Origin of the sequence: Thalassospira sp. MCCC 1A01428 (assembly GCF_002115825.1) — a bacterium.
In the GTDB taxonomy this organism is placed as follows: Bacteria; Pseudomonadota; Alphaproteobacteria; order Rhodospirillales; family Thalassospiraceae; genus Thalassospira.
The window spans coordinates 1-19,612 of the sequence record NZ_JFJZ01000060.1 but is presented as its reverse complement, the minus strand read 5'-3'; the positions used below and the strand labels follow the sequence as shown (position 1 = coordinate 19,612).

At 52.0% G+C, this 19,612-nt stretch carries 17 protein-coding genes; 6 read left to right on the top strand and 11 right to left on the bottom strand.

The features are described from left to right. The first annotated feature begins 253 nt into the window (after nt 1-253). The gene (locus tag THS27_RS23810) at nt 254-1,156 is read left to right on the top strand and encodes a LysR family transcriptional regulator (RefSeq protein WP_085595151.1); all 903 of its coding nucleotides are present in this window, start codon (nt 254-256) and stop codon (nt 1,154-1,156) included. 118 nt (nt 1,157-1,274) lie between these two features. On the opposite strand, the gene THS27_RS23805 is transcribed toward THS27_RS23810, so the two are convergent. The 3 genes from THS27_RS23805 to THS27_RS23795 form a co-directional block, all read right to left on the bottom strand. Continuing rightward, the gene (locus THS27_RS23805; protein WP_085595149.1) at nt 1,275-2,084 is read right to left on the bottom strand and encodes a DeoR/GlpR family DNA-binding transcription regulator; all 810 of its coding nucleotides are present in this window, start codon (nt 2,082-2,084) and stop codon (nt 1,275-1,277) included. Nucleotides 2,085-2,237: 153 nt separating this feature from the next. Further along, entirely contained in the window at nt 2,238-2,921 is a 684-nt protein-coding gene (locus THS27_RS23800; RefSeq protein WP_085595147.1) for a DUF1013 domain-containing protein, read from the bottom strand. Between the two features lie 276 nt (nt 2,922-3,197). Then, entirely contained in the window at nt 3,198-4,205 is a 1,008-nt protein-coding gene (locus THS27_RS23795; protein ID WP_085595145.1) for an NAD(P)H-quinone oxidoreductase, read from the bottom strand. A gap of 169 nt (nt 4,206-4,374) precedes the next feature. On the opposite strand from THS27_RS23795, the gene THS27_RS23790 reads away from it, so the two are divergent. Then, nucleotides 4,375-4,572: a DUF1192 domain-containing protein gene (locus tag THS27_RS23790; RefSeq protein ID WP_085595143.1), complete on the top strand. Its 198-nt coding sequence runs from the start codon at nt 4,375-4,377 to the stop codon at nt 4,570-4,572. Between the two features lie 392 nt (nt 4,573-4,964). Then, nucleotides 4,965-5,420, top strand: coding sequence for a DUF1465 family protein (locus tag THS27_RS23785; RefSeq protein ID WP_085595141.1), 456 nt, complete (start codon nt 4,965-4,967; stop codon nt 5,418-5,420). A gap of 244 nt (nt 5,421-5,664) precedes the next feature. Here the strand turns inward: THS27_RS23785 and THS27_RS23780 are convergent, their stop codons facing one another. Next, nucleotides 5,665-7,407 (bottom strand): adenylate/guanylate cyclase domain-containing protein, encoded by a 1,743-nt coding sequence (locus tag THS27_RS23780; protein ID WP_085595140.1) that lies wholly within the window; start codon nt 7,405-7,407, stop codon nt 5,665-5,667. 226 nt (nt 7,408-7,633) lie between these two features. Continuing rightward, a complete protein-coding gene (rpmE, locus tag THS27_RS23775; RefSeq protein WP_073956141.1) occupies nt 7,634-7,861 on the bottom strand; it encodes a 50S ribosomal protein L31 in 228 nt (75 codons plus the stop codon). A 224-nt stretch (nt 7,862-8,085) separates the two neighbouring features. Here rpmE and cyaY point away from each other — a divergent pair, with 224 nt between their 5' ends. Together cyaY and THS27_RS23765 are read left to right on the top strand one after the other, a co-directional pair. Further along, nucleotides 8,086-8,418, top strand: coding sequence for an iron donor protein CyaY (cyaY, locus tag THS27_RS23770; RefSeq protein ID WP_246833090.1), 333 nt, complete (start codon nt 8,086-8,088; stop codon nt 8,416-8,418). A 50-nt stretch (nt 8,419-8,468) separates the two neighbouring features. Next, on the top strand, nt 8,469-10,265 hold the full coding sequence (locus THS27_RS23765) for an ABC transporter transmembrane domain-containing protein (RefSeq protein ID WP_085595136.1): 1,797 nt from the start codon (nt 8,469-8,471) through the stop codon (nt 10,263-10,265). Between the two features lie 179 nt (nt 10,266-10,444). Here the strand turns inward: THS27_RS23765 and THS27_RS23760 are convergent, their stop codons facing one another. From THS27_RS23760 to THS27_RS23740, 5 genes are all read right to left on the bottom strand, one after another. Then, nucleotides 10,445-11,764 (bottom strand): FAD-binding oxidoreductase, encoded by a 1,320-nt coding sequence (locus tag THS27_RS23760; RefSeq protein ID WP_246833089.1) that lies wholly within the window; start codon nt 11,762-11,764, stop codon nt 10,445-10,447. A 43-nt stretch (nt 11,765-11,807) separates the two neighbouring features. Continuing rightward, nucleotides 11,808-12,578 carry an amino acid ABC transporter ATP-binding protein gene (locus THS27_RS23755; RefSeq protein ID WP_085595134.1) on the bottom strand — a complete coding sequence of 257 codons (771 nt, stop codon included), beginning with the start codon at nt 12,576-12,578 and terminating at the stop codon, nt 11,808-11,810. Beyond that, a complete protein-coding gene (locus THS27_RS23750) occupies nt 12,575-13,921 on the bottom strand; it encodes an amino acid ABC transporter permease (protein WP_085595132.1) in 1,347 nt (448 codons plus the stop codon). The genes THS27_RS23755 and THS27_RS23750 overlap by 4 nt, the downstream gene beginning before the upstream one ends. Further along, nucleotides 13,922-15,154 carry an amino acid ABC transporter permease gene (locus tag THS27_RS23745; protein ID WP_085595131.1) on the bottom strand — a complete coding sequence of 411 codons (1,233 nt, stop codon included), beginning with the start codon at nt 15,152-15,154 and terminating at the stop codon, nt 13,922-13,924. Between the two features lie 76 nt (nt 15,155-15,230). Then, the gene (locus THS27_RS23740; RefSeq protein ID WP_085595157.1) at nt 15,231-16,280 is read right to left on the bottom strand and encodes an amino acid ABC transporter substrate-binding protein; all 1,050 of its coding nucleotides are present in this window, start codon (nt 16,278-16,280) and stop codon (nt 15,231-15,233) included. Between the two features lie 201 nt (nt 16,281-16,481). Between THS27_RS23740 and THS27_RS23735 the strand changes: the two genes are divergently transcribed. Further along, nucleotides 16,482-17,381: a LysR family transcriptional regulator gene (locus THS27_RS23735; protein WP_085595155.1), complete on the top strand. Its 900-nt coding sequence runs from the start codon at nt 16,482-16,484 to the stop codon at nt 17,379-17,381. A gap of 118 nt (nt 17,382-17,499) precedes the next feature. Here THS27_RS23735 and THS27_RS23730 read toward each other — a convergent pair whose 3' ends face one another. Then, nucleotides 17,500-18,864: a peptidoglycan DD-metalloendopeptidase family protein gene (locus tag THS27_RS23730; protein ID WP_246833088.1), complete on the bottom strand. Its 1,365-nt coding sequence runs from the start codon at nt 18,862-18,864 to the stop codon at nt 17,500-17,502. Between the last annotated feature and the right edge of the window lie 748 nt (nt 18,865-19,612).

Sequence of the window (19,612 nt, the reverse complement as noted above, 5' to 3'; positions counted from 1 at the left end):
TTATTTTCCGGGCGGATTACCGCACCATAACGGGCGCAGCAGGTGTTGGCGCGATAATGGCATCGCCGGGGCAGGCCGGGCTGTTGCTGGCCGTTGGCGGTATGTCTGTTGTTTGGGTGTCGGATCGATCATTCATCAGATAGCTTCTTTGCCGGTTGCGCCGGGGTGGCGGGATACGATTGGCAAAATATAGATTGGTTTTTATCATAAGTATGTGTTTGATTATTTATACAAACCATAAGGAAAACCAATAGTGCGCGGATTTAACCTGGATCATTTGCAAACCTTTGCCGATGTTATTGATCTGGGCAGTTTTTCGGCCGCAGCTGAACGTCGGAATTTAAGCCAGCCCGCAATCAGCCAGCAGGTAAAGCTGTTGGAAACACGGCTTGGCGTTCGACTGATCGAACGCATTGGCAAACGTGCCATGCCAACGGCGGTGGGCCAGGCATTGCGTGCGCATATCGGGCCGATAGACCATGCTCTTCGTGATGCACTGGATGCTGTGGCATCGTTTGGCGATGGTGTGCGCGGGCGGGTAAGGATCGGTTGCGGGGCAACAGCCTGCATATATTTTTTGCCTGCTGTTCTGGCGGATATTCAGCATCGTTTTCCCGAGTTGGAAATTTCGGTAAAAACCGGCAATACCGCCGAAATGACCCGGCTGGTTGAGGATAACGACCTTGATATCGGGTTTGTGACCCTGCCGGTAAGCAGCCGTGCTCTGGATATAACCCCGATTATGAAAGACCCGTTTGTGGCAATTTTTGCCGCCGACGCCAATGTTGGCGATGTTGTTACCCCACAGGTGTTGGCGGGGTTTCCGCTGGTATTTTTTGAACAGGGGTCAAACACATGCAACATTGCCGATGGGTGGCTGCGGACAGACGGTAATGTGGCCGCGCGCCCGGTTATGGAACTTGGCAGTGTCGAGGCGATCAAGGAACTTGTTGGCGCGGGGCTTGGGGCTTCAATATTGCCATCAATGGCGGTGGTGCCAGGGCGTACGCGCCTGCCTGTCGTGTCGCGGCCCCTGTTGCCGGAACTGGGGCGGGAACTGGCGGTTATTTTGCGTCGTGATAAAACCCTGACAGCCGGGTTGCGGGCGGTTCATAACGGGATACAGGCCGCCGGGCTGGGCAATATGGTTTTGTAAGGTGCCATCAAAAAAATTAACCGACTGGGCAATTAGGTGCACCTAATGTCTGGTCATGCGCCTTGTTCATTATTGTCAATTAATGTCCACGTTGCTCCTTGCCGGTTTCCACCAGGTATCAATGATCGTCCGGAACATAAAAGGTTGGAAATTCGGCACCTGGTTCGGGTACATGCAGATCAACACCGGTTTTTTCGATCATGGCGATGATCGGGTCGGGCGGGGTCGTGTCGGTAAAAAATGCTGTTACCTGGGCAATATTGCCGCCGCGTACCACGGCGTTGCGTCCAAATTTGGTATGATCTGCCACCAGATAATTCTGCCGTGAATTGGCAAGAATGGCCGACCGGGCACGGACTTCCTGTTCATCAAAATCAAGCAGGCTGCCATCCGGGTCTATGCCGCCAACACCGAAAATGCCGTAATCAACCTTATAACTGTTAAAGAAAATTTCGACTTCGGGGCCTAGAACGTCGCGATCACGGTTACGCAGGCGACCGCCAATTAGCGTGACATCAAAGCTGTCATTGGTGGCCGCAACGTAGGCTACATTCAGGTTATTGGTAAATATGCGTAAGGATCGGTGCTGCAAAAGCGCACTGGCAACCAGTTCCGGTGTGGTGCCGATGGAAAAGAACAATGATGCTCCATCGGGAATGTGACGCGCTACCAGGGCCGCAATTTTGCGTTTTTCATTTACATGTAAAACCTTGCGGGCGCGATAGGCGATGTTTTCGTGTTCCAGGGCTGGTTCAACTCCGCCATGGCGACGGCGCAATAAACCTTCTTCACACAGCGCATTTACATCGCGGCGAATGGTTTGTGCTGTAACCTGAAAACGCTCGGCAAGGTCTTCAATGGTACGAAATCCGTCAGCGCGGACTGTTTCTACAATGCTGGCCTGACGTTCGGTTGGGCGTTTTTGCATAAAATTGTTTTTCTATCGGCCTGTTTGAAGGTGCGAATGAATGCTAATGCAGGCGCGTTTCAATAATATGACGGTTCGGCTGCATTCATATGAAACCAACAATCTGACCAAAAAGAAAGGCCGCCTTTCGGCGGCCTGACTGATTTGATGGGGTTAGCTGCGGAAAAGGTTCTCGGCAGCTTCCTTGTAATCGTGAGAAGACTTGCCACGTTCTTCTTTTTTCTCTTTTTCGGCACCGGGAAAATCGGGTTCCGGTTTGATCTGCAATTCTTCGGGCAGCGGATCGGGCTCGACATCGCGGACGATTTTTTCCGGGTTTTTGTTGCGTGCGATCACAACCTGTTTTTCCAGGTCAAGTTCGGTGCAAAGACCCATGGTAACCGGATTGCGCGGTACAAGATTGGACGAATTCCAATGGCTGCGATCGCGAATTTTGCCGATCGTATCCTTGGTGGTGCCAATCAGTTTGCAAACCTGCGAGTCTGCAAGTTCCGGATGGTGCTTTAGCAGCCACGCAATGGCATTCGGGCGATCCTGGCGTTTTGAAACCGGGGTATAACGCGCACCTTTGCTTTGCGAACGCGGGCGCGGAAGGTCCGATTTTGCCAACTTGAGAACTTCGCGCGGGTCGCCCTCGCAACGGGTGATTTCTGCCTGGGTCAACTGACCATTTGCCACCGGGTCACGCCCGACGATCCCCTGGCTGACATCGCCATCGGCGATTGCCTGGATTTCAAGCTCGTGCAAACCGGTGAAGGCGGCAATCTGCCGGAATGACAAGCCGGTATTGTCGATAAGCCATACAGCAGTTGCTTTCGGCATGAGGGGCTGAGCCATAATTCCTCCTGTTATCATTTAACTTCTGGAGACCGGCGATGGGTAAAGCCCCAAAACGCGGCAATATCTGCCCCAGAATATAATCTCTTTTGGTGGATCGGCAACGCAGCAGGCCAACCAACGGTTAGCCGCGCGCGAATGCCCAACGCACCACTGCGTTCTTTTCGGTCAATGCGCACCTAAAAGCAACATTCTGTTGCGATTAAGGGGCAATAATATTTTTGCAGGTCCGATTTGCCGGTTTTAAACGTTAAAATCGGCCTTTGGACCGGCGTCTTAACCCATTTTGATCACGACTTTGCCAATATGGGCCCCGTCTTTCAGGATATCGTGTCCCTGCTGGGCATCGTCAAATGCAACCTCGCGGTAAATTACCGGTTTTATCCTGCCTTCTTCAATCAGCGGCCAAATGGTTTTGCGCAGTTTGTCGGCAATCGCCCCTTTGGCGGCAACAGGCTGGGCGCGTAATGTGGAACCGGTCAGGGTCAGGCGTTTGCGCAATAACGGCAAAAAGTTGGTTTCGGCCTTGGGGCCGCGTAAAAAGGCAATCACGGCAATGCGGCCATCCTGGGCTGCACATTTGAAATCGCGGTCGATATAATCGCCAGCCACCATATCAAGGATGACATTGGCCCCTTTGCCCTCGGTTGCTTCCATTACGGCGGCAACAAAATCCTGATCGCGATAGTTTATGGCGTGATCCGCCCCCAGCTTGCGGCAGGCCTCGCATTTTTCATCACTACCTGCTGTGGCAATCACCGTCGCACCCATGGCCTTTGCCATTTGAATGGCGGTGGTGCCAATGCCCGATGTGCCGCCATGGACCAAAAATACCTCGCCCGCCTGCAACTGCGCCTTGTCGAATACATTGTGCCAGACGGTAAAAAACGTTTCAGGCAGGCAGGCTGCTTCGGTCAGGGATAACCCCTTTGGTACTGGCAGGCATTGTTGCGCCGGGACCACCGCATATTGCGCATAGGCACCGCCTGTAACCAGCGCGCACATATCCATACCCGGTTGCCATTCACCGCAATCATCCCCGCAGGCAACGATTTGCCCGGCCAGTTCCAGCCCCGGGATATCGGATGCGCCGGGCGGCGGCGGATACATGCCTGCGACTTGCATCAAATCGGGGCGGTTAATGCCGGCTGCGGCAATTTTGACCAGGACTTCGCCAGGACCGGGACGGGGACACGGCCCGTTTTGTGTAACCAGTCGCCCGTTTTCACCACTTTCTTCAATTGCGATGATTTTTATGGTGTCAGGAATTTTTTGCGTGCTCATGTCTTGTCCTTTGTGGCGAAATGGATGTTTGATCATTATCTAGTTTTCAGTTCGAGATATGAAAGGTTTTTGTTGCCATGATGTTGCGCTCTGTCGGATCGGACGGGCGACCCAAACCGGCGGCAAGGCTTTTTGATGTGTCCTGTTGGAACAGCAACGACGGAGGGCGATGATGGCGCAAGACGATATTCTGGCTCAGGCAGCCGCGGGGATGCCGGTGGGTATTCCGCGCGACCTTGAGGATATGTCTGTTGAAAACCTGGCTGACTACAAAGCCGTCCTGTTGTCGGAAATAGAACGGGTCGAACAGGCGCTGGTGCGCCGCGACGGTGTGCGCAAAGGGGCCGAAGCCCTTTTTAGAACCTGAATATTTCAATGAAAGTTCATTAGGGTGTCATTTAAATGATAAAATAAACCCTGGGTTCATTGAATGTTAATTCTGCCGATCTATATGTAAGATTAAGGGTTCAGTTTTACCCTTGTCGAACGTGATGTTTCGATGCCTCCCTGTTAAACTGGGCCGCCCTTTGGTAGGGCGGTTCTTTTTTTATGCTGAGGATACGTACTAATACGTATAGTCACATTTTTGACACTTATGCGCTTGACCGGGCCGGAGCCGGGAGTATAGATTCGCAAAAAATAAAACAGTCCGGCAAGTTTAGCAGGTTGAGGCGAGGTCGCTCTTATCGGGAGCGGCCTCTTCGTCTTTTGGTACCCTTGATGCTTGAACTACATTCCAGATAGTCCAATATACGGTGGATGACATATGATCCGCCGCCATTGCGTGGAAAAAGTAACTATGACAGCAATTTTGTCATCGTGCCGTTTTCCAAGACTTATGACGAGGCCCTGACCCTTCTGGTCGAGGCCCGGGACTACCTGTCTGCCAATCGCAAGCGTGACAGGTTAGACCTGTTAAGCGATGGCGCGATTGCCCAGTTCCGCGAAGAAATGCGTATGACCACGCGGCTGATCCGCTCCATGGCGTGGCTGTTGTCGGTTCGCGCGGTGGAGGCCGGTGAAATAGACTGGTCGGATGCGGTTGATGGCGACGATTTGATGGTTGATATTAAAATATGCATTCAGGATGACCGTGATCGTTGTTCAACAATAACCCCGGCTTTGCTTGATTTAATGGATCGTGCCCATTCGCTTTATATGCGCGCGGCCCGTATGGAATTGCAGGTCGCAGCCCGGCATCGCCCGGCGGATTGACGGCGCCACTGCCAGTAGTCCTGCAAGGGTTGCCACAGGCGGCTTTTGCTTTGAGTTGCTTTCGTTCAATTGCCATTTCGGGATGAATACAGGAACGGTTGGCGGGTGCTTTGGACATTTGGCCAGGCGTCGGGCAATTGGACTGCGATATAAGGGGGGCTGATGATACGGTGATACAATGGTGATACTGTATCCGTCCCCGTCGTCATCGCTGTTCCAATAGGTGTTGATCGTATCGTAGCGCCTATTTGGTGCGGCTGGTTACGGCAAAAACTTCGATCGGGGTGTCAAAACCCTTCATTGTTCGTGCTCCACGCGAGGTAAAGGTTGCTCGCTTGCCTGCATATGTTTCCCGCACGGCAGGTGATACCAGTGTTTCGTCGCCGGTGGCGGCTGCACATACCCGTGCCGCAAGTTGCACAACCGCCCCGAATAAATCGTTTTCCTCGGCAAGGGCCTCGCCGGCATTGATACCAATGCGAACATGGAATTCCAGTTTTCCCGTCGCATTATAGCGGGCCATTTGCCGCTGAATTTCAATAGCACCTTCAACGGCCGCATTGGACGACGGGAAAACGGCCATTATGCCGTCCCCCATATGTTTCACTTCTTTTCCGTAATTGTTCAAAAGCGCCGTACGAACAATTTTATTGTGTGCATGTATCATTTGTTGCGCGCCAGTATCGCCAAGTTCCTGGGTTAACCGGGTTGAATTGACAATATCGGTGAACATCAGGGCATGAATTTTTTTGCCCGGTTGCTGTGTTGTCGGGGCCGGTTTTTCCGACCAGATAGTCAGGGCGTGGGCGACAGACACCGAAATGCTGTTTTCATCTTTCATGAAATTCAGCATAGAATCGCGTCCCGCCCCATACATATCGTTATATTTGGGTTCCAGCAGGTATTGATCCACGCTGTTGCAAAAGGTTTCCGACATTTTGCCGTTGGCCCCAAGGGCTGAAATGCAATCGCGTAAAATGGTGCGGCCATTATCATGTGGCAGGGCGTTGCGCTCGCTGCATGCATCGCACGCCCCGGCAACATACAGATTGATGCCAAATTTATGATAGGCATCCATTTGTGGCATGGTTTCGCTAATTGCAATCACCGACCCCGCCATAAAATCACGCATGATTTGCCGGGTTGCCTGCAAGGCCGGGGTTTTTTCCGGTTCGGGGTGTTCGGGCTGGCCTGTTGTTTCACTGTCATCTTCGTCAGGGCGCGCGGGGGCGCTGGCCGTCTCGTCGCTGGCAGCGGCACGGTTTTCTTCCAGGCTGCGGCGCAGGGCCTCGGCCCGGGCCTGACGCATTTGTTCGTCGGTTGGGCCACTGGGAATTGTCGGGGCGACTGCGGCCTGGTCCGGGGTGTTATCTTTTTTGCGGCTGCGTGACGAGCTGCGAAACTGCCGGGTCAGAGCCATTGTCATGGGCGTAATTGAGACGACAAACCCAAGGACAAAGGCAAAAAAGTTGGCCTTTTCAAACACCCCCTGGCTGATGTGATAGCCCATGCCCGGCAGATATTCCAGCAAGCGTGCCGAGCCCAGCATAACCGCAAGCCCAATGGCTATAGCCCCGCAAAAAGCCAGTAGCAGCTTAAGAATCAGCCCGATCAGGCCGATATCCTTCTTTTTGCGCGGCTTTGATTTTGTTTTGGCAGCCGGGGCAGTGTCATTGTTTTCGTCGGGGGCGGGGTCGGCAACCTGCTCGATGGAATGGGCAGCACGCGAGGTCGCAATCTTTTCGCGGCTTTCAGCATCGCGAGTCTGATATACGATATATTCGTCAGCACTGTTGGTTTCGCTGCTGTAAACCTCGCGGATCAGCTTGACAGCCATCACATGCTGTTCACGCTCAAGCTGATGGGTTTCCTCTTCGGCAATCGCTTTTTGCGCACCGGTATAGTGGGCATGAATAACCCACTTGCCCATTCTGTCTTTTATATAGATTTCATAGCTGATCTGCTTGCGCGCGACCATCTGATTCATACCTCGCGCCCCCGCGAAAACGGCATGACATACATGTTACCCGCCTCGATCATTCTGTCCCGGTTCAAGTATGGCAAGAAACGTTGAACTATACCATAGTTTGGTAAGGCATATGAGGCGTGTCAGCGTGTATATAAAGATGGCGCAGAAAAGAAAAACGCCCACCGCATCTTTTGGATGCAGCGGGCGATAATCCCATAAATCGCAAAAAACGCGATTTGTGTTCTTAGTTATTACCGATATTGAAACCAGCGAAACGCTTTTTGAACTTGGCAAGCTGTCCACCGCTGTCAAGAAGACGATGAACACCCGTCCAAGCCGGATGGCTCTTCGGATCAATGTCCAGCTTCATGACGTCGCCCGGTTTACCCCAGGTCGACTTGGTGGTGTAGGTGCTGCCGTCCGTCATCTGAACGGTGATTTCATGGTAATCGGGATGGATGTCTTGTTTCATCGCCTATCACTCCGGAATTTGAAGCGCGGTGTATAAGCGAAAAAATCCAACTGCGCAACCCCTGTCACCGTAAATATCTCGGATCAGGCAAAACGCAGGATTTCCTTGCCGTCATTGATGATGTCTACTTGCACGCTTCACCTTATATAGTATGGTGCGCCAACGGACCAAAACGATCACGGGTACGGCAACACGCCCTCCCGCCTGACAGACGGAGTTTGATTGTGCCTCTTGAAGAAACCTTTTTTCATCGCCTTGCGGATCAGACCATCGAAACCATCTCTGATGTTGTTGATGATGCAATCGGTGACAAGATTGACGTTGATCTGGAAGCCGGTATTTTAACGATCGAACTCGATTCGGGTGAACAGTTTATCATTAACAAACACGCCCTTAACCGTCAGATCTGGATGTCCTCACCCGTAAGCGGTGCCAGCCATTATGATTATGACGAAGACACCGAAAGCTGGCGCTCCACCCGGGGGGCCACAACCTTGCACGAACAGCTTGCTGCCGATCTTGCCGTTAAGACCGGGCACAAGATCGCGCTGGACTAAATCCTTGGTCCGGCGTTTTCCTGTCGATATTACAGAACTGGAATATTGCCGTGGCGACCTCTCCGCGAAAGTCCCCCCGCCTCGAAGATCGTGATCGAAGCCGGGATCTCTCCTCTTTGCGGGCTATTGTGCCCTTTATTAAACCCTATAAATTACAAATAGCTGGTGCCTCCCTTGCCCTGATTGTGGCGTCGGGTACGGTTTTGGCTTTGGGTAACGGGTTGCGTTTTCTGGTCGACAAGGGCTTTGCCGATGGCAATGGCGGCCTTCTTGACCAGGCGTTATTTGTGCTTTTAGGCTTCACCATTCTGATGGCGCTTGCCAGTTATTCCCGATTCTATCTGGTTTCCTGGATCGGGGAACGCGTTGTCGCCGACATTCGCCGGGCGATTTATGCTCACATCATTCGTCTTGATCCCGGCTTTTTCGAAGTCACCCGCACCGGCGAGGTGTTGTCACGCCTGACAACCGACACTTCCCTGTTGCAGGTGGTTATCGGTTCCAGTGTTTCTATTGCGCTTCGCAATATTCTTATGTTCGTCGGCGGTCTGGCGATGTTGGCCATTACCAGCCCCAAATTGACGGCTCTTGTCTTGCTGGTCGTGCCGTTAGTGGTGGTGCCGATCATTTTTTATGGTCGCAAGGTGCGTCGTCTGTCGCGGGACTCGCAAGATCGCATCGCCGATGTCAGTGCTTTTTCCGAAGAATCGATCAATGCACTGCGCACGGTGCAGGCCTATACCCACGAAGAAATCGAAAGCAATCGCTTTAACGGGTATGTTGAAGGGGCGTTTAAAACCTCTATTTCGCGTATTTCCGCCCGTGCCCTGTTGACCGCCGTGGTCATTATTATGGTGTTTGGTGCAGTTGGCGTTATTTTGTGGATCGGCGGGCATGATGTGCTGAATGGCACGATTTCCGCCGGGGAACTTTCGGCCTTTGTGTTTTATGCGGTTGTGGTGGCTGGTTCTGTCGGTGCCATCAGCGAAGTCATTGGTGATTTGCAGCGTGCCGCCGGTGCCGCCGAACGGCTGGTGGCCCTGTTACATACCCGGCCTGGCATTGCGGCCCCGGCCAATGCGGTGGCCATGCCAGACCGCCCACAGGGTAATGTCCGGTTTGAAAATGTTACCTTCCATTACCCCGCCCGGCCTGATCGTTCAGCCCTGACCGGTTTTTCGCTTGATGTTCATGCAGGGGAAACGGTGGCGCTGGTTGGCCCGTCCGGCGCGGGTAAAACCACTGTTTTCCAATTGCTGCTACGGTTTTACGACCCGGCTTCGGGGCTGATTTCGCTTGATGGTGTTGATATTCGACAGGCTGATCCCATTGCTGTGCGTGAACGTTTGGGGCTGGTTGCGCAGGACCCGGTTATTTTTGCTGCCAACGCCTGGGAAAACATTCGTTACGGGCGCCCCGATGCTTCAGACGCCGATGTAAGGGCTGCGGCCGATGCAGCCCATGCCAGCGAGTTTTTGGATCGTTTACCCGACGGGTTTAAAACCTTTCTGGGGGAAAAGGGTGTTCGTCTTTCCGGTGGTCAACGCCAGCGTATTGCCATTGCCCGTGCCATTTTGCGTAACCCGTCTGTGTTGCTGCTTGACGAAGCCACCAGCGCGCTGGATGCCGAAAGCGAACAGGTGGTGCAAAAGGCGCTTGAAACCATCATGAAGTCGCGCACAACGCTGGTCATTGCACATCGTCTGTCGACAGTGCTGCACGCAGACCGTATCGCTGTGATTGACGATGGACAACTGGTCGCTATTGGCTCGCACCATGAATTGCTTGAAACCAGCCCGCTTTATGCCCGTCTGGCCAAACTGCAATTCGAACGCGATGCAGCTTGAGAATCTGGCCTGTTGCACTGTGTACCGATAGGCTTCTTTATTCGGGCATTATATAATTATCAAGACAACGCCGGAGATTTCATTGAAACCTCCGGCGTTTGTTTGTGTGACTACGAATCGCGATGGCATTTTGGGGCTGCAGCTTGATAACCGGTGCATTAAGCGAAGTTGGCGCCGGGCTATAGTCCCATGCGGTCGGCAAGTTCATGCCATTTCATGATCGCAGGTAAAAACCAAGGATTGCCATAATAAAACGGGCGTCCTTTAAACGGATAATCCTCGAATGTGGTGCGGCCTTCGGCAAGGCCCATAACTTTTTGGGCGATTTTGCGCCCGAAATAGTTTGACCGGCCAACCCCGGATCCACAATAGCCCATGGCATAATGCAGGCCATCAAGCTCGCCAATATGGGGCACATGATCGAAGGTGTAGGCAACCAGCCCAGACCATGCGTAATCGATTTTTGCAGTTTGAAGCTGGGGAAATAACCGAACCATAAAATTACGCAAATAGTGTGAATAAAGGTCGGGCCGGTCCCCGCGTCCAAAGGCACGCCCGCCAAACAGGATGCGCTTGCCATCGGGCGAGGGGCGATAATAGGCTGAAAGTCTTTCGGTGCTGCCGTGGCAACGCAATTTGGGCGAAACAGAACGGATAACAGCCTCTGGCAGTTCCTCTGTTGCGATGATGGCCGAACGAATAGGGATCAAACGCCGCTTGAATTGTGAAAATGCGCCGCCGGTATAGCCGTTGGTGGCGATAATGACATGCCCGGCTTTGATTTCGCCGTTGTCAAAGCGAACGGTAAATTCCCCGTTTTGCTTTTCAACATGACGCACGGGCGTTTGTTCAACCAGCATCGCACCGTCTTTTTGGGCAATCTGGCATAATCCACGAAACAGCTTTGCCGGTTGCACGGCACCGTCGGTTGGGTAAACCAGCCCGCCATAATAACGGTTGCTGCCAACTTCCTGCATCTGTTCGTTGCGGCTGACTTCAATTGCCGGGAAATCGACAATTTTTGCCAGTTCGTTTGCCTGTTCAACCAGCCCGGCATAATGTGATGGATGGCTGGCACCGCGAAACCGCCCGCATATTTGCAGGTCACAATCAATTTGTTCGTCCCGGATAAATTTTACCAGCCAGTCAAACGCGACCAGGCTTTCCTTGATCGAGGCATGAACCTGATCGCGCCCGTAATGGCGTTCCAACCCGTTAACACCCAGTTTGCTAAAACTTGGTCCCAGCATTCCGCCGGTGCGGGTGCTTGCTCCGCTGCCTAAATGTCCCGCTTCAAACAGGGCAACCTTTAAACCGGCACGGATCAGGGTTATGGCCGCGGACAAGCCGGTAAAACCGCCACCGACAATAACCACGTCGACAGAAGCGGGAAGATCCTGGTGTTGAAATGTCGCGGGTGCAGCCTTGATCGACGTATCTTCAAGCCAATAAGGCGCATGGGTGTAATTCGATGAATGTTTTGCCAACATTTCGATCATTTTCCGTTCTTTTGACGTGGTTGTTTTTGCAGGCTGCGATCAGCTAAAGGATATGGTCGAGAAATTCCTTCGTGCGGTCCCATTGCGGATTGAGCAAAACCTGTTCGGGCGGTCCGACCTCAACAATTTCGCCATCCTCCATAAAGACGACGCGGTCGGCGACCTGGCGGGCGAATTGCATTTCGTGGGTTACGCACACCATCGTCATGCCTGTTTTGGCAAGGTTAACCATCACATCAAGCACTTCCTTGACCATTTCCGGGTCAAGTGCGGATGTCGGTTCGTCAAACAGCATGATTTTCGGTTCCATCGCCAGGGACCGGGAAATGGCAACGCGCTGTTGCTGCCCACCCGAAATTTGCCCGGGAAAGCGATCTGCGAGATTGGCAATTCCAACCCGTTCGAGCAAACTCATGGCGATGTCGCGGGCTTCGCTGTCGCTTTTTTTACGAAGCCATGTCAGGCCCAAAGTGCAGTTTTGCAATACACTTAAATGGGGGAACAGGTTAAAGCTTTGAAAGACCATGCCGATGGTCTGATGAATATAACGGTCACTTTGGGTATTGCGCTGCAATGTGTGACCAAATACCGAAACCTCGCCTTCCTGATATTCTTCAAGATGGTTAAGACACCGGATCAGTGTTGATTTTCCTGATCCTGAGGGGCCACACACCACCATGATCTCGCTTTCCGCGATATCAAGCGATATGTCGCGCAAAACGTGATGGGCACCATACCATTTGTTAAGTCCGCTAATTTCGATTGCGCGGCCATGGGGCTCCGGGGTGGTCGCCGAACGGTTCTGCAAAGTCATGAGCGATCCACCTTCAGGCGTTTTTCAAGGTTAAGACTGTATTGCGACATGCTGTAGCAAAGGACAAAAAACAGGATCGAGATCATGGCAATGGGTTCGGTATGCAGCCCGATCCAGTCCTTGTCGTTTGATATGTTGCGCGCCATCAGCATGATGTCGAACAGCCCGATAATGGATACCAGCGTGGTATCTTTTAAAATGCTGATGAACGATGTCATGATATTGGGGATCATAAGTCGCAATGCCTGGGGCAATACAATAAGCAGCATGGTGAACCAGTATCCCAGGCCAAGCGCCTGCGCCGCTTCATATTGCCCGCGTGGAATGGCTTGCAAACCGCCACGTATATTTTCCGCCATATAAGCCCCGGCAAAAATGCACACAGCAAAAAGAACCTGCGACAGCTTGTTGAGTTCCATATCACTGGGCAGAAAAATCGGTAGCAGCGTTACAGCCATAAACAAGACCGTAATCAGGGGAACGGCACGCACAAGCTCGATCACCAAAAGCGATAACCAGTGAACAACCGGCAATGTCGATTGCCGCCCCAGTGCCAGGATTACCCCAATGGGGATGGACATGGTAATGGCGAAGGTGGCGATGATCAGGGTCAGGAACAGTCCTCCCCACCGTTCGATTGCCACGGGTTGCAATTGCACCTGCGAAAGAACAGCCGCCGCAGGCAGGCTAAGGACCAGCCACACAAAAAGCAGGCACAGGGGCTGTGACCAGCGGTTAAACAGACGCGATGCCAGCGGTTGAAAAATTTCGCAAAGATGCGGTTTGTTTAAAATCGCCAAAAGCCAGTTTGCATACAGCAATATGAAAAAGCCACTTGCAAGGCAGGTCAGAACGCCATGAAATACCCCGATATCGACCCCGAAGGTGCCACCCAGAAACAGATAGGCGCCGAAAAACGGATATAATCCGATCCATGACAGCAAGATGAAGTTGCGATAGGCAATTTTCTGACAGCTCAGCGGGAAAAGCCACATCACAGCAAGAATAAAGCCAAGATTGATCCGCCATTGCTGGTCTGTTGGGTAGCGGCCATAAATCAGCCCGTTAAACCAGCTTATCACGCCGGCCCAGCATGCCCCTTCCGGGCTGATATTCATGCATTCGCGCCGGGTGCTGGCATGCCACACGGCATTAAACACAGCCCAGTCAAGGGCCGCGCTGATAACATACCAGCCCAGAACCACAACCGAGATTGTCAGTATGCTGTTGCCGATGGTGTTGAAACAGCGGCTGTGAATACGCCTGATGATGGTTTGATCATTTTGGGTTGGCAGACGTGCAGGTTTCGCAACGAACTGTTTTAGCCCGGTTTTGTTGCTCATTTATCTGACCTTATACTGCACGTGGGCGTTATAGCGGTTCAGCAAATAGGAAATGCTCAGGCTGACCACGATGTAAAAGCCCATCACCATTGATATGATTTCAATGGCGCGCCCTGTCTGATTGATCGAGGTCTGCATAAAAACCGACACGATTTCGGGAAACCCAATCGCAACCGCAAGCGATGAATCCTTCACCGCAACCAGCCACGAATTTGCCAAAGGCGGAATAATGGCTCGTACCGCCTGGGGGATCAGCACAAGGCGCAGGGTTTGATACCGGGAAAAACCGATTGTTGCGGCAGCTTCGTGTTGCCCCTTGTCAATGGATTGCATCCCCGCGCGAACTGTTTCGGCAATTGCCGCCGACCGGTAAACCGTCATGGCAACAAAGGCGGCACCGAACGCAGCCGGAATATATTGCCCGCCTTCAAGGTTAAATCCGTCAAGGGCAGGGACCGACCAGGTTAAAAACCGGCCGAGGATAACGATGCAGGCGATCAGTAAAGCAGCCCAGCATCCCCAACCGGCCATAACGGCCCGGGATTTTTGCGGGCGGCTATCATTGCCCGATCGGGCAAGTTGCCGCAAAAACCAGCCGCCAAGCACAAAGGCACATACCGCAATAACAAACCATATGGCAGGAATATCTGACTGTGCGGTGGGGAAATAGAACCCGCGATTGTTGAGGAAAAAGACATCGCCAAAGGCAAATCCCTTGCGTGGGGGCGGCAGTGCCGAAAAAACCGCAGTGAACCAGAAAATAATCTGAATCAGCAATGGCACATTTCGAACAACCTCGACATAACAACGTGCCAGTTGTGCAACCAGCGGGTTATGCGACAGGCGAAGAATACCAACAATAGTGCCGATCAGGGTGCCAAACACGATAACCGCCGCCGATAATACCAGTGTATTGGTAATGCCCACTAAAAAGACCCGCCAGTAACTCATACCGGGGTCATAGGGAATAAGGCTCCAGCTAATATCGAACCCTGCGGTCGCGGTTAAAAAATCAAAACCGAAAACCATGCCCAGTCGGTCAAGGTTATGGGCTGCATTTGAAAACAGATAAAGAAAAAGCAAAAGCACAAGGAAAAGAACCGCGCCCTGAATAAGGCCCGCGCGTGTTGCATCTTTATTTAAAAAAGTAACCAGCGGGCGATGCCCTTCCAGCTTGGGGGCAGAACGCACCGGCGGGGATTTGTGCGGCTTTTGTATCGGGGTGGGGATCATGCCGGGAAACCGAACCTTGAAAGGTTTGAAACAGGCAGGCCCGAAGACCTGCCTGAAATGCAAGGACCAATGCGTATTAACGGAAAGACTTGGCGTACATCAGCCCGCCATCCTGCCACAAGGCATTGAGTGTGCCTTTACGTTCAAGGCCCAGAACACTGTTGGGGCCGACATTGCGGGCATAAATTTCACCATAATTGCCAACGGCCTTGATCACTTGATATGCCCAGTCCGGCGACAGTCCAAGTCCGGTATTCAGGTCGCCTTCTGTGCCAAGGATACGGCGAACAACCGGGCTGGCCGAATTGTTTTTCATCTCATCGACATTGGCCGATGTGATGCCATATTCTTCGGCCGCAACCATTGCTTCAAAGGTCCATTTTACAATGTTGGCCCATTCGCTGTCATTCTGGGTGACGGCAAAGGACAGGGCTTCCTTTGAAATGGTTTCGGGCAGGACAACATAATCGTCCGGGTTTGGTGCGGCGGAACGTTGTGCCGCCAGGCCCGATTTGTCATTGGTCAGGGCATCGCAGTTTTCATTGAAGAATGCGGTATTACGAACAGCCGAATCATCAAACACCACGGTTTTAAGGTCCAGTCCGTGGGTGCGGCTGTAATCGGCAAGGTTCAATTCGCTTGATGTCCCGGTAAGAACACAAACCGTTGCCCCTTTCAGGTCTTTAACCGAATTCACGCCCAGATCCTTGCGCACCATGAAACCCTGGCCGTCGTAAAAATAGGTTTCAAGAAAGTCCAGGCCCTGGCTGGTGTCGCGCGACAGTGTCCAGGTCATGCCTTTGGACAGCATGTCGCCTTCGCCACTTTTGATAGACGTAAAACTTTGTGCCCATTGAACCGGCATGAATTTTACTTTTGACGCGTCACCAAACACGGCGGCGGCAACGCCGCGGCACATGTCAATGTCCATGCCCTGCCATTCGCCGTCTTTATCAAGGCTGTAAAATCCGGGAAAGGAATTGCCAATCACACAGCTCAGATAACCGCGATCTTTTACCTGTTGCAGGGTGCTGGTGCGTTCCTGTGCCATGGCCGACGAACTCGTTGCGACTTGCATCACAAAAATTGCGGTCCCCGCAGCCACAATTGACTTCACTTTATTCATTTTGAATCCCTGTTTTAAAAATTCTTGTTCATTGGGCGTTCGCCGCAGAAGCATATTCCCAGACTGAAACAGTGCAATTTGGTATCGCACTTTTTTTTGTTTTTGCTGCGCTCTGATCCAACGCCTGATCTGATGCTAGTTTAAGTATTTGAATAATGATATTGAATGTTTTTAATGAGGTTATAACTTTGAGTTATGTTGATGAATGTTAAACGTTTGCGGATTTTTCACGAGGTTTTTGTCACCGGCAGTATCACCCGGGCCGCCGAAAGAAGTTTCGTTAGCCAGCCCGCTGCCAGCAAAATGCTGACCAATCTCGAAAACGATATTGGCTACAGGTTATTTGCGCGCAGTAATGGCAAACTGATCCCGACGGACGAGGCCCATTTCCTTCATGACGAAGTTTATACCTTGCTTCAGAGCCTTAATCATCTTGATGACAGCCTGAAAGCGGCAAAAAACAACAAGGCGGGCCGGTTGCGTATTTGCAGCATTTTTGGCCCGTCTTACCGGTTCCTGCCCGAATTGATTGCACGGTACTTAAAACAACATCCGGGTGTACAGGTCAGTTTGCATCAGGCGGGGTGTTCTGTGATTCGTCAGGGAATATCAACCGGCCAATATCAGATCGGGCTTGTCGATAAATCGCAAAGTTCTTTCAGCCATGAATCGGTAGCGATGGATTTGTTATGTCATTGTGCGATTCACAAGGATCATCCGGCAGCACATCACGACGCCCTGACACCCGAGATTATAGCCGATTCTCCCTGGGTCACCCTTGATTCTGAAAACGCGACAACAAAGGCCCTAAAAAGGATTTATGCTGATCGCGGGCTTGTTTTTAATCGGGCGGTCGAGGTTCATACAACGGTTCATGCGTTGTCGTTTGTTAATCTCGGGGTCGGGGTGGCATTGGTCGATGCGCTAAATTGCCGGTTGTTCGCAGACTCATTTAATCTGTCCAATGTCAGGCTTTTGCCTTTTCGTCCGCAAATTCTTGAACCGCTGGAGGTCATCACCTCGAATGTGCATCCGTTATCGGGTGTAGCACGCGAATTTTATGACGTGATGTTGGGCGAACTTCAGGCGTTTTCCCAGTGATCGGTTTCCTGTGCCCGGTACTGATATATTCCTCGAAATTTTGGAAAGACGTTCAAAAAGAAAACCCTGCCAGGGGGAACTGGCAGGGTTCGAAAGAATGACAAATCGTTAAATCGTTTTAGTCGGCACTGGCAACCTTCGCACCTTCGATCGACAATTGGGCATATTGCTTTTGCAACTGCTCCGAATTGTTGCGAAAACGGTCAAGTTCCTTCCCGGTCAGGGTCCGTCCGCTCGGCATTTTCACGCTGATCGGGTTAACCTGATGGGCTGCTTTCAGAATTTCAAAATGCAGGTGCGGCCCGGTGGCGCTACCTGTCATGCCAACATAACCAATGACATCGCCCTGTTTGACGCGTGATCCGGTATGAAGTCCCTTGGCAAACCGTGCCATGTGGCCATAGGCGGTTTCATAGGTGCTGTTATGGCGCAGGCGAATATAGTTGCCATAGCCACCAACCTTGCCAATGCGTTCAATGGTGCCGTTACCGGCGGCAAAAATCGGGGTGCCGGTCGGGGCGGCAAAGTCCACACCCTGATGCATGCGGCTATATCCCAAAATCGGGTGTTTGCGCATCCCGAACCCGGATGACAGGCGCGCCCCATTTACCGGGGTCCGCATCAGCGCACGCCGGAACGATTCGCCCTTTTCGTTGTAAAAGTCCTGATTGCCATCACTGTCGGTATAGGAATACAGGCGATAATCAGTGCCACGAATATTCATGCTGGCATAAACGATATCCCCGTGACGAACCAGGTCGCCTTTGGGGTTTTTCATGTCGTCATACATGACTTCAAAGCTGTCGCCAGGCTGAATATCGCGCTGAAAGTCGACGTCATAGCTATAAAGCTTGATCATTTCCATCAGAACCGACAACGGCATGCCGTTCTTTTCTGCGGCCATAAACAGGCTTTGGTCAATGGTGCCGCTGGTCGCATTGGGTGAACTAACCAGCTCTACCTTGTCGGTCGAGGCGCTAAAACCGTCATCGGTGCGTGATACCGAAACGATGGTTTCCGCGTCGGGCTGAAAGCGCAAGGTATCAAGAAGATCCCCGGTGTCGCCGCTGATTTCGCTGGCATAAACCAGGTCAAATTCCTGACCGGCGCGTAATTTGCGCGGGTTATAAACATCGCGCAAAGCCTCAATGGCCTCAAAGGCAACCGACCGCTCAAGTCCGGCCCCGGTCAGAACCGCCATCAGGTTCGAGCCCTTTTCAAGCACAACAGTGTCCTGCCGTGATGAATTATCCGAATTTTTTTTGGAACCTTCATCCACGGGAACCGTTTCCGCAACAGAAGCAATTTCCCGTGTGGTCTGGTGCTTCGGTGACATTGCAGGTTTTGGCATGGTCGTGGTTTCTGCTGCATAGGCAGAAAGCGGACTATGGTGTCCCTGTTGTGCGTCAGAAAGAATATAGCCGGTTGTCCCGCCAATGATGGCCGCAAGCGCAGCAAACGATACGATTTGTCTTCCGGCCATCGCCGTAGATCTCCCCTGTCATCAAAAATGCAGTGTACCCAACGAGTTGCTCTTTTTGGCAACATCGGCGGAAATGTTATACAAAACGGCAGGCAATTATGAAACCCCAATTACCGGGTTTTGTATTTGAAGGTGCCAAAAGCAGTGTGCCAGCAGGAAGGTTTAAGAAGTATTGAGGCTCGCTGAATATCCTGCTGAAAATTCTCTTGCTGGCGGGCGCCATCTGCCCGGCGACAATGGCAGGAAAATGGCAATGATTTAACGATCTGAAATGGTCGTCTTTTTATCGCAATAACCTTGCAGCCTTTCCATCATGCTGCACCGCATCGCACCTTGGGTCATTAAGCGAAGGGGGCTCTCTATATATATGTGTGAAATCATCAGGTCTCTCATCTGGATGATATGTTGCAGTTTCTCTCTTGTTAATATGCCTGTTGCTTTGACATCGCCCTGATCTCGATCAGATGCGTGATGTTTGTTGTCCAACTTGCTTTTGCTGCCTTCATTCCGGGGTAAATTGGCGTCTTTGATCCATTATTTCCGCATCTCCGCCTAAGGTTACCCCGCATAAATGACGTGTTTACCGCGTCGTAGTAGGTCGTTTTCGCGTTGTGCGGGAAGGGTGGATGTCGACATTCCCTTTTGGGTTATTCGCCTGCCTGCCAATCGCAGTTTTTTCCAAAAAACGTCATTTTTGTTTAAAAAAGGTGTTTACAGGTGAGGGAATGGTGCCTATAACCCGCCTCCA